Raw genomic sequence first — 11,108 nt, forward strand, 5'->3', positions numbered from 1 at the left:
ATGTTTATCGACCCTGGTAGACCCACGGTCGACGGTGCTGGTCGCGAGACCGGAAGTCGGCGATGGCGCCACTGTGCGCCCGGATCAGGTCGATGGCCGTGCGGCCGGTACCCAGCAGCGTGCGGTGCACGGTCGTCAGCTCGAATCGCACCGAGCGCCCGTCCGGGAGCACGACCGCGGTCCGCGCGATATCGATGGTGAGGGCGATAGTCGTGCGCGCGGTGATCATGGCGGCGATCTCGCCGATCCAGCTGCTCGGCAACATCACGGGCACGATCTGGTTCTGCACGCAGTTGGCGGCGAAGATGGATCCGAAGCTCGGCGCGATGATCGCTTCGATGCCTGCGTCCCGCAGCGCCCAGACCGCGGCCTCACGGGAACTGCCGCAGCCGAAATTCGCCCCGGTGAGCAGCAGGCTCGCCGCGCGAAATTCCGGGCGTTCCAACACGAACGGTGCGTCGGACCGGCCCCGCCAGCAGGCGAACAGGTGCCGGCCGCAGTCGTCGCCCGCACGGGGCGGAATGTCGCGGGAACGGATGATGAGATCGGTGTTCACATTATCGATCAGCAGGGGAGCAACCACCCCGGTGCGGGTCGAGCCGGCCATCAGAGCGCTCTCGGGTCGGTGATCGCGCCCGCCACGGCCGAGGCGGCTACGGTAGCCGGGCCGGCCAGGTGGGAGCGCGCCGCCGGCCCCTGGCGGTGCTCGAAGTTCCGGTTCGTGGTCGTGATCACGCGGCGGCCGCCGAATCCTTCCCCTCCGGCGTAGAAGCACATCGAGCACCCCGGCTCCCGCCAGGCGAAGCCTGCGGCGACGAATACCTCGGCAAGACCCTCGAGTTCGGCTCGGCGCTTCACCTCCTGTGAACCGGGCACGCAGATCGCTTGCACGCCTGGGGCGACCGTCCGGCCGTGCAGCACCGCCGCCGCCGCACGCAGATCCGACAGGCGACTGTTCGTGCAGGATCCGATGAACGCCACGTCGATCGGTATGCCGAGAACCGGCTGTCCAGGGGAGAGCCCCATATAGCGCAGCGCCCGGTCGATGTCGTCGGCCCGTATTCCTTCGGGCGCGGGGACGCAGCCGCGAACCGAGACGACTTGCGCCGGGCTCGTCCCCCAAGTCACCTGCGGGGCGACAGAATCGCAGGCGACCGACAGTGCCGCGGCATAGGGTGCACCGGGATCCGAGAACAGAACACGCCACTGGCTCAGCGCTTGGTCCCAGGCGGGTCCCGTCGGGGCATGCGGTGTGCCGGACAGGAACTCGAAGGTCGTGTCGTCCGGGGCGACAATCGCCGTGCGCGCGCCGAATTCGACAGCCATATTGCAGATCGTCAAACGCTCCTCGATCGACATACGCCGCACCACGTCTCCGGTGAATTCGACCGCGTATCCGCGCGCTCCGTCGGCGCCGACCACACCGATCAGATGCAACACCAGGTCTTTGGCGGTCGTGCCCGCCGGCATCGATCCGGTCAACTCGATCCGCATCGGGCGCGGCGCTTCCATCAGCACACATCCGGTGGCGAGCGCGTACTCCAGCTCCGTCGTGCCGACGCCCCAGCCGAGCGCTCCGACTCCGCCGACCGTGCAGGTGTGACTGTCATTGCACGACAACGTCATTCCCGGCAGCGCGATCCCGGTCTCGGGCGAGATCACATGGACGATGCCCTGACCGGGATCGTTCACATCGAACAGGCGCAGCGCGTGCCGGCGCGCTCCCGCGCGCAGTTCACCGATGAATGTCGCACCACCCGGCACCGATGTCCGATCGGTGCGGCCGGGCTTCGTCTCCACGACGTGATCGACCGTCGCGAACACCGACTCCGGTCGCGCCACGGGTGTGCCCGCGTCGGTCAACTTGCGCAATACCAGCCCACCACCGCGGTCGTGCAGCATGAGTCGATCTATATGCAGGACACAGGCGCCACCGCCGAGGTCGGCCACCACATGCTGCGCCCAGATCTTGTCGATGACGCTCGACGGCGCTTTTCGCGTCGTTGTGTCCATTACGCACCGTCGATCTCGGCCGCCAGCATGGTCGCAATCTGTGCCACAGCGGGTTTCCCGTTCGGCGTGACGGGTAGTTCCGGCCAGATCGCGATGTGCGCGGGCACCGCGGATGTGGGCAGCGCGTGCACCAGTTCCGTCGACAGCTCGGCCGCTTCGACACCATCGCGGGCCAGCACGGCGACGGCGACCGCCGTGCGGCCGTCCACGCGCACGCCCACCGCGACGGCATCGACAACCTCGGGGTGCGCGGCGAGCGCACTCTCGACCTCGGTGGGCCATACTCGGGTCCCGTCATCGAGCGTGATCACCCGGGACCCACGGCTCTTGATGTAGACGTAGCCGTCTTCATCCTGGTAACCGAGGTCGCCGGTGTAGACCACCGTCTGTCCGGGGAAGGCGCCGTGGGTACGCAGTTCGGCCGCCGTCAGTTCCGGCCGACCGAGATAGCCATGCATGATCCCGGGCCCGATATGGGCGATCTCGCCGACGGTCCCGACCGGTGCCAGTGCCTGTTCATCGCGCGCGATGAACAATGTGGAGCCCTCGACAGCCCTTCCGACACTGTCGATCCGGTGCCGGTGCTCCGGTGCGTTGATCGGAAAGTGCGTCATCTGCCGCACCTCGGCCTGCCCGTAGATCTCGAAGACACGGACACCGGGACCGAGACGGGCGAACAGTTGCCGCAGACGTGAACGCGGCATGTGCAGTCCACCGGTGAAGATGTAGCGCAGCGTCGGAACATCGCCGAACAGCGGCTCGTCGACGGCGCCGGTCGCCAGTGCGGCCGTCCACATCGGCGTGGCCCCGCCGAGACCGGTGATCCCCGACCGCCTGATCACGTCGCCGAGTTCCTTGCCCCTGGCCCGGCTCAAATGCAGTGCCGCGCCGGTGAACAGCGCACTGAAGATCTGGACGAGACCGAGATTGCTGCCGAAACCGACGTTGCACAACAGCCGGTCGTTCGCCGTGATCCCACTTCCGGCGATCTGCACGTCGGCGAAGTGCTCCAACCCCCGACGGGTGCCGAGGACGGCTTTCGGGCGCCCGGTCGACCCCGAGGAAAAGTGTGCCTCCGCGATGCCCGGAAAACGGGCAGAACCGGCGCGAACCTGGTCCACCGACCGGTCGAGGCCGCCGGGCCGCACTCGAATCGGGGGGAATGCCGCCCGGTCGTCGTCCGACAGCAGCCCGGTGCCGAACTCGTCGACAAGCACTCCGACGGGATCCATTCGCTCGACGAGCCATCGCCGATCGGCGGGCGAGAACCGTTCACTGAGAAAGCAGAACGCGGCACCTTGCAGCAGCAGCGCACAGGCCACCGCGACGGATTCCGGGGTCTGCCGGGTGAGCAGCGGCACCAGGTGGCCGGGGCCGACGCCGAGCGCGGCGAGTTGCCTGCGGTACCGGCGGACCGCCACCCGCAGCTCACCGAACGTCATCACTCGCGGGGGCGTGTGTTCTTCGTCGACGACGGCAGGGCGGTGGTCCGGCCAGGCGGCAAGCGCGGTCGCGAGTCGTTCACCGAACATGCGGCCCGGTCTCCGTCGTGCGGGCCGGACGGGCGTGTTCGGGAATCGTGTCCCAGGTGGCGAGGGCTTGCTCGATGAGCTCGGTGTCGGAGCTCCAGCCGTATTCGCCCGCGATTCCGCTGACCTCGCCCGGTCCTGGCTTGTAGATCGGGCGGGTCACCATGCCGTGTTTGATTCGCTCGCGAGGGAAGTCGACACACACGTTGGCCGCCGGATCCCGGAAGATGTTCATCGGCTCGTCACCCCGCTCCAGCTTGTGCAGTTCGCGTAACAGCAGCTTTCGGTACTTGATGATGCCGGTGTCGGAGACGCCCAGCTTCTCCCGATCGCGCTCAGCGATGGCACCCTGCTCCACCCAGGCCATGTAGTCCTGGTTGAAGCTGAAATTCAGGATCCAGTCGCCGAATTCGTCTTTCAGTGGTACGTAGCGATACGGGATCTGCCGCTGCCGAGGAGCTTTGGTTCCGGGCGCAGTGGGAAAGACGTAGAGCGAGATGTGGTTGGTGTGCGTGTCGTCGATCGGCACCCGGAATTGCATCGTGTAGGCGAACTGGCAGCCGGTGACGAGGATATGCGGAAAGATCACCGGATGGCCGACCGTCCAGTCCTCCTCGGTTCCGATGTCGCCCTCCACCATCCGCGCTTTCGCCATGCCGTATTCGAAGTCGTAGAAGCGAATTCGACGATGCCGCTTGCCCGCTGTCGGGCCGAGCCCTTCGAACCGGGTCTCGTCCCCCATGTTCGTGACCTGGCGCAGATAGTTCGGGTAGTTGGTGTGCAGCCACTCGGTGTGCACCGGATCGAGCGAATTCTCCTGGCACTGAAGCCAATTGCACGGTAGCTCGGCAATGGAGATGTCACGCACGGCCTCGTCCCACACCAGCGGCGCCCACCGCGGCAGCAGCGGCGCGGATCCGGCGCCGAGATATGCCCACACCAGCCCCGCAAGTTCCTGGACCGGATACCCGGGTATGCCGCAGCTACGGGCGAAATGATCGTTGCCCTGCACGGTCATCTCGAAGGGCTGGTCGATGCACGAACCATCGGCGGCGAACTTCCAGCCGTGGTACGGGCATCGGATGCCATCCTGCTCGACCATGCCCAACGCGAGGTTCACCCGACGGTGCGAACAGTAGCGATCGATCAGCCCCAGTCGCCCACCGCGATCACGGAACAGCACCAGATCTTCGCCGAGCAGGCGCACCTCCTTGGTGCGCAGCGGGCTGGCGTCCAATTCCGCGACGGGCGCGATCGGATGCCAGTAATGACGCATCAATTCGCCCATCGGGGTTCCGCTACTCACCCGCACGAGGCGTTCATTGTCGGACGATTTCAACATCGGGCACCCTATGACTTTCCCGAGCAGCATGTGACTCAGGTAACGTACCATTGGATAACGGCCCAATCAATGAGGTGTGAAGTTTCTCCGGTCCGCTGCACGGAGTCTCCAAGGCGTGCAATTAGACTGCTAGGCAAGGGGTTCGGCGTGCCACCAGAGAGCAGGACACCCGAGCCCGGTGCTGGAACTATCGTCGGCATCCCGCGCCCATCACCGAATCCGCGCCGAGAAGAAAGGAACCAGCCCGGCGACCTAGATCCTCCGCGCCGGGTGTTCTTCGGGGTTCCGGTCGGCGAGCGCCTTGGAGCCGGGACGTCGACTGCCCGAGCGGCGCGTCCCGAGAACGGCTCCGTACGCGACGCCTGCGACAAGGGATCCGACCAGGCTCAGCGGCACCGTGCGGTAGAAGCCCTCGGGCAGGAAGTCCTTCCCCCAGAAATTCACCGCAAAGCCTGCGAGGAAGCAGGCGAGCGCCGGGATGCGCCACCGGTCGGCGAAACCACGCGCAGGGCGGAAGTAACTGTCGACGTCGCGTTTGTCGACCAAGCCCCACAGCCAGTCGACGATCATGACGAAGGCGAACGGGCCGAGCAACTCTCCTGCGCCGGTGACGAACACCTCGGCGTGCGTCAGGATGCCGGCCTGGGCCAGCAGGACACCGAGAACACCGAGGACGACCGTGACGACGGGCTGTTCCCAGCTGCGCGGTTTGCGCACCGTGTTGAGGGTCACGAGCAGGTCGACGGTCGAGGGGTAGAGATTCATCGCGTTGGTATGCAGTACGGCAAGCGCCGCGCCGATCGCCGCCACCGCGCCCCAACCCGTGATCTGCGCGCCGAGGACGGCGATGTTCCAGTCGCCGGTCGCCTCCTGCGAGTAGGCGCCCATCACGCCCATGATCACGGTGGGCATCATGATCCCAAGGCTCGGCATCACGAAATACCAAGTCCGCTTGACAGTCCGGTCGGCAGGCAAACAGAAGCGCGAAATCGTCGACGTCTTATATGTCCAGGACAGAATCGAGAACCCGGCGACCGCGGAAACCGCCGTGCCCCATGCCATCGGAGCGGTCTGGCGCGGAACGTGCAGCGAGTAGTGCGTCGCCAGATAGACGGTCAGCGCGGCGTAGCAGACGATGAACAGCAGCGCCGTGTAGCGGTAGAAGTACTCGAGCCACTTGAACCCGAACAACACGAGCACGATATCGATGCCGCCGACGATCCAGTACCACGGTGTCGCAGTGGTGTGCCACAACGCCGCGATGATGAGGGCGCCAGTGGCAGTGTTCAGCCCGAAAAAGACCATATTGACAAAGGAGAACAGCGCCGAGAGCAGGAACGTCGCCGACCATCCGTAGGTGCGGCGAGCGACCACCAACGCCGTGAGCGGCAGCTCACGGCCCATCTCGGAGAACAGGCCACAGGGAATCAGGAAGATCAGCCAACTCACCACGATCGCGCCGATCATGTACCAGAGCCCGAAGGGATACAGAATCGCGCCGATCAGTGGTGTCATCGCGGAGCCGGACGTCATGGCCCAGACAATGAACAACTTTCCCGGCGTGGCAATGCGTTGGCTGTCGGGTACGGGCGCCACGCCGACCGTCTCGACTTCGCCACCTACTCGCCGCAACCACGAATCGGAGTCGGCAGCACCGGCTTCGTTCATCGGGTGAATGTACCGTCAATCAACGGCTCATTCAACAGAGGCTGAATTGGGAGCAGGCAGGCTCCGGATGAGTTCTCGGCGCGGGAAGCGTCGCCGGTGCGGCCGTGCGCGCACGTCGCTCGTCGACGGTCCTGAAATCACGACGGCAGTGGTGCGCAGTCGATCCGGATAGCAGACGGTCGGTTTGCCGCGCCCAGGACCGCCCAGATCCGCCCCAGAACTTGCAGTTTCTGAAATTTTGCAGTTTGTGCTAAATTTTTGCGCATGTCCCCGTCGAAGCGTGCCGAGCCGACGATCGGGTTGCGCGAACAGAAGAAGCTGCGGACCCAACTCGACCTCTGCATGGCCGCGCGGCGGCTGACGGTCGAGCGAGGGCTCGATGCCACGACTGTCGAGGACATCGCGCGAGCGGTCGGCGTCTCGCCGCGTACGTTTTTCAACTACTACGAGACGAAGATGGACGCGGTGGTGGGCCCGGTCGGCGAGATCGGCACACCGGAACTGCGGGAGCATTTCACCGCGGGCGGGCCGACCGGTGTGCTCATAAACGATCTCACCTGGCTGTTCGCCGCGGGATTCGAACCCGAAAGTGAAGTACGCGAAGGTATTTCGCTGGTCACCGAGATCATCAAGACCGAACCGCGGGTCCTCGCGGCCTTTGTCGCCTCCGGCGTCCGGCTGGAGGCCACCCTGGGCGATCTTCTCTCGGCACGGCTGGGTAGCGAGGTATCGCCCGAATTCGCTTCGCTCGCAGCGGGAGTCATGACAACCATCACCACGAGGGCGGCGATGTCCTCGGCGGGTGATCCGACCGTATCGCTGGCCGCGGCGATGCGCGACCACTGCGCAATGGCCGCCCGGCTGTTCGAGCCGGCGGGCAGGAAAAGGAGACATGCCGAATGACCACGACCGCGGAATCGCCGCCCGCCCCTATTGTCCTGACCCAGAGGCGAATCGGACTCATCTTCACCGCGCTGATCGCGGGCATGTTCCTGGCCAGCCTCGATCAGACGATCGTCGGCACCGCCATGCCGACCATCGTCGGAGATCTCGGTGGCATTTCCCACATGGCCTGGACCGCGACGTCCTATCTGCTGGCGACCACCATCATGATGCCGATCTACGGAAAATTCGGTGACCTGTTCGGCAGGCGCTGGCCGTTCCTGTTCGCGATCACCATCTTCACCGTCGCGTCCGTCGGCGCCGCCGCGTCGACGAGCTTCTGGGAGTTCATCACCTTCCGCGGCCTGCAGGGCGTGGGTGGCGGCGGCCTGATGATCCTGGCGCAGGCCATCATTGCCGATGTGGTGCCCGCAAAGGATCGCGGCAAATACATGGCCCCGATGGGCGCCATCTTCGGCATCACTTCGGTCGCCGGTCCGCTCCTCGGTGGCTTCTTCGCCGATCACCTCGGCTGGCGCTGGTGCTTCTGGATCAACGTGCCGATCGGTATTGCCGCACTGTTCATCGCCTTCCGCTACCTGAGCATTCCCAGCCATCGCCCCAAGACCCGGCCCGACTACCTCGGTGTCGTGCTCATGTCGGCCGCGACCACGCTGCTGATCCTGATCACCGACTGGGGCGGCAAGCAGTACGCCTGGGGTTCGACGGTGATGGTGACGATGATCGCCGCGTTCGTAGTGATCGTGGCCGCGTTCGTGATAGTGGAGGCCCGGGCCGAGGAGCCGATGCTGCCGCTGTGGTTGTTCCGCAATCGGACGTTCGTGTTGACCTCGGCGATCGGATTCCTGGTCGGCCTGGTGATGTTCGCCGCGCTCGCCTTCATACCGACCTATCTCCAAATGGCCACCGGCGCTTCGGCGTCCGTCTCGGGCCTGTTGTTGATACCGATGATGGTCGGTCTGATGATCACCCTGATCGCTTCGATGACGATGGTCACCAAGACCGGTCGCTACAAGGCCTATCCGCCGCTGGGCGCGACGCTCATGTTCGTGGACATGCTATGGCTGACGCAGCTGGACGCCGACACCCCGATGTGGGTGGTCTCGGCGATGCTCTTCGTGATGGGCGCGGGCCTCGGCCTGATGATGCAGATCATCGTGCTCGTCGTGCAGAATGCGGTGTCACCCAATCAGATCGGCACCGCGACCAGCGCCAACAACTACTTCCGTGAGATGGGTGGCGCACTTGGTGTCGCTATTTTCGGTTCGATTTTCACCAACCGGTTGACCGAAGGTCTGACCGATGTGTTCCGAACGCACGGTCCGGAGGCGGTCCAGGCGAAACTCGACCCGAGCGCGCTGGTGCCATCGGTGGTCAAGAACCTGCCCGAGAGCCTGCACGACGCGATTGTCGGGTCGTACGTCGATGCCCTGGTCCCCGGTTTCTGGTACCTGATTCCGGGAGTGGTGATCGCGTTCGTGCTCGCGCTGTTCATTCCGCACATGAAGCTCTCCGACGAGGCGGGCATGGTCGCCCGCGGCGAAGCGGTGATGGAGGAAGACGCGCAGCAGCCGGATCTCGATCCGGAACCGGAGCTCGTGGCCGAGCGCTGAGGCGCAGCACGACGCATCGAGTGACCCGCCGAGACGAGGACGGAGCCCCGAACCGAGTAGTGAACGGTTCGGGGCTCCGTCCTGGTCTCGGCCCGAAACGCTGTCAGTGTCGTTGGCGGACGCGACCTTGGACCGGCTCGGCCTGAGCCCCGAGAAGCGATGGACTTCGGCCGCACATCCTCAACGTCCGCGTGGCTCACACACTGCGGTCAGATACCTCGGTTGCTGCCACAGCTCGGTAAGCTCGTCGGGGAGTTGCGGAGCCGATCGACCGTAGGCACTGGCCAGTTCGGCTGGACTGAATGTCTGTACCGACCAGCCGCTTTCGGTCAACCATTGCACCGGATCGGCCCGTTCGTCGTCGTAGAACAGCTCGGCCAGGTCGATATCGCCGAACAGGGACTTGTCGAAATACTTCGACTCGATGGTCGCGAAGCGTTTGACATCGGTTCCGGTCACGAAACTCTCCACGCCGAGGCGGCTACCCAGTGCGGAGAGCTCGACGATCTGCTCGAACAATGCGTCCTGCGCCGCACCGGGAAGATACGGCAGCAGCCCTTCCGCCGACCACACGGTGGGCTTGTCGGGATCGAAGCCCGCCGCCTCGAGAGCAGCAGGCCAGTCCTCTCGCAGGTCCACCGCCACCGCCCGCCGATCGGCCTTCGGTCGCGCATCGTGTTCGACGAGCACCTTCTCTTTGAACTCCAACACCTTCGGCTGGTCGATCTCGAACACCGTGGTACCCGTCGGCCAGTCGAGGCGATACGCCCGCGCATCCAACCCTGCGGCCACGATCACCGCCTGCCGCACCCCGTTCGCGACGGCCGACAAGAACAACTCGTCGAAAAACTTCGTCCGAAAGCCCATGAACCCGGGAACCAGCGGCGTACCAGCCAGCGGGGAGGGATCGGCCAGCAATCCGGTGAAATGCGGTTCACCCGCAGCCTCGACGAACAGCGGCGCGTAATCGTCCTGGATCAACGGATCGGGATCGGCCGCCTCCAACGCCCGAAACGTCGCGACCCCCAACGCGGTGAGCCCCACACTACTGACGATGTCCCACACGTCTCCATCAGTTCGCATAGCCGAACACCTACCGATCTTGTCGACATACGTGGACGTGACAACCAACCAGCAGGACGGCGAAGAGTGTCGCAAACTCGACGGCCTCACACCGAGCTACTCGTTCGCACCAAGCCGGAATCACCCATCTACTCGCGATTCTACGACGATTGGGCCCTCGACAGGATAAGTCGCATCCTTGCAGCAACGCGGCCTTCGCGTGGCGGCTCGATGACGATCATCACCCGGGCGTGTCCCGCACGCTCCGCACGACGATCGCGCCGTAATCCCTGCTCGGCGGATCCGGATAGTAGTTGGGGACGATGTGCTTCCGGTCGGGCACCAGATAGTCGTGCCCCCGGTACATCTCCAGGAACGGATCGACAAGGCAGCCACCGAGCCGGCGAAACGCGTAGTCTCGGGCGTCGATCTCGCCGAACCGACGGCAGTAGGCGTCATAGCCGGGGATCTTTGCTCCGGTGAGGACATAGTTCAGCGCGAATCGCTTGGCCAGCTCAACCGGGGTCTCCATCATTACCGCGTATGCCGTGCCGCCGCGCGCGGTGCGCTTCAGTGAGCCGGAAGCAAGGTAGATGGCGTTCGCGGTGTCCAAGTCGATCTCGGGGTAATAGCCGTGGCCGGTCACCGTGTCCCAATCGCTGAGCTCGGAAATCCTGTCCGCCGTGTATCGCAGGGGGAAGCCCATCAATGTGCCGACGACCTCGTCGTGCTGCTCGAAAATCCAAAACCCCTCGGGGAACGCGCGCAGGCGAGCCATCATCTGGTCTCGGCTCGCCCGCTGGGATTCCTCCCAGTCCTGCTCGACGGCCATGATCTCGTCCAGGTCGTCCAGCGCCGCCTGCCGTACCCGGATCGTCATCGCGCCTCCTGTGTCCTGCGGGGGTTCCCGCACCCCGTCGGCTCGATGAGCGCTGCGCGATTGTGTCTCATCGCGCCTCCTGTGTCCTGCGGGGGTTC

At 65.1% G+C, this 11,108-nt stretch carries 9 protein-coding genes; 2 read left to right on the top strand and 7 right to left on the bottom strand.

Annotated features, from left to right (window positions below; all coding sequences use genetic code 11):
• Nucleotides 1-4: 4 nt before the first annotated feature.
• The 5 genes from leuD to OHB12_RS08525 all read right to left on the bottom strand — a co-directional run bounded on the left by leuD (nt 5) and on the right by OHB12_RS08525 (nt 6,552).
• Complete coding sequence (gene leuD, locus OHB12_RS08505; RefSeq protein ID WP_327117789.1) at nt 5-607, bottom strand: 3-isopropylmalate dehydratase small subunit; 603 nt, start codon at nt 605-607, stop codon at nt 5-7.
• Nucleotides 607-2,013, bottom strand: coding sequence for a 3-isopropylmalate dehydratase large subunit (locus OHB12_RS08510; RefSeq protein ID WP_327117791.1), 1,407 nt, complete (start codon nt 2,011-2,013; stop codon nt 607-609). Before OHB12_RS08510 ends, leuD begins: the two co-directional genes overlap by 1 nt.
• The gene (locus tag OHB12_RS08515; RefSeq protein ID WP_327117793.1) at nt 2,013-3,545 is read right to left on the bottom strand and encodes a class I adenylate-forming enzyme family protein; all 1,533 of its coding nucleotides are present in this window, start codon (nt 3,543-3,545) and stop codon (nt 2,013-2,015) included. Before OHB12_RS08515 ends, OHB12_RS08510 begins: the two co-directional genes overlap by 1 nt.
• Complete coding sequence (locus OHB12_RS08520; RefSeq protein WP_327117795.1) at nt 3,535-4,884, bottom strand: Rieske 2Fe-2S domain-containing protein; 1,350 nt, start codon at nt 4,882-4,884, stop codon at nt 3,535-3,537. The genes OHB12_RS08515 and OHB12_RS08520 overlap by 11 nt, the downstream gene beginning before the upstream one ends.
• A gap of 252 nt (nt 4,885-5,136) precedes the next feature.
• A complete protein-coding gene (locus OHB12_RS08525; protein ID WP_327117797.1) occupies nt 5,137-6,552 on the bottom strand; it encodes a purine-cytosine permease family protein in 1,416 nt (471 codons plus the stop codon).
• 264 nt (nt 6,553-6,816) lie between these two features.
• On the opposite strand from OHB12_RS08525, the gene OHB12_RS08530 reads away from it, so the two are divergent.
• Both OHB12_RS08530 and OHB12_RS08535 read left to right on the top strand, forming a co-directional pair.
• Nucleotides 6,817-7,455 carry a TetR/AcrR family transcriptional regulator gene (locus OHB12_RS08530; RefSeq protein ID WP_327117799.1) on the top strand — a complete coding sequence of 213 codons (639 nt, stop codon included), beginning with the start codon at nt 6,817-6,819 and terminating at the stop codon, nt 7,453-7,455.
• The gene (locus tag OHB12_RS08535) at nt 7,452-9,068 is read left to right on the top strand and encodes an MDR family MFS transporter (RefSeq protein ID WP_327117801.1); all 1,617 of its coding nucleotides are present in this window, start codon (nt 7,452-7,454) and stop codon (nt 9,066-9,068) included. The genes OHB12_RS08530 and OHB12_RS08535 overlap by 4 nt, the downstream gene beginning before the upstream one ends.
• A gap of 180 nt (nt 9,069-9,248) precedes the next feature.
• On the opposite strand, the gene OHB12_RS08540 is transcribed toward OHB12_RS08535, so the two are convergent.
• Together OHB12_RS08540 and OHB12_RS08545 are read right to left on the bottom strand one after the other, a co-directional pair.
• Nucleotides 9,249-10,151, bottom strand: a complete 903-nt coding sequence (locus OHB12_RS08540) for a class I SAM-dependent methyltransferase (protein WP_327117803.1) — start codon at nt 10,149-10,151, stop codon at nt 9,249-9,251.
• Between the two features lie 220 nt (nt 10,152-10,371).
• A complete protein-coding gene (locus tag OHB12_RS08545) occupies nt 10,372-11,010 on the bottom strand; it encodes a hypothetical protein (protein WP_327117805.1) in 639 nt (212 codons plus the stop codon).
• Nucleotides 11,011-11,108 lie beyond the last annotated feature (98 nt).

It is taken from the genome of Nocardia sp. NBC_01730, from assembly GCF_035920445.1.
Classification (GTDB): domain Bacteria; phylum Actinomycetota; class Actinomycetes; order Mycobacteriales; family Mycobacteriaceae; genus Nocardia.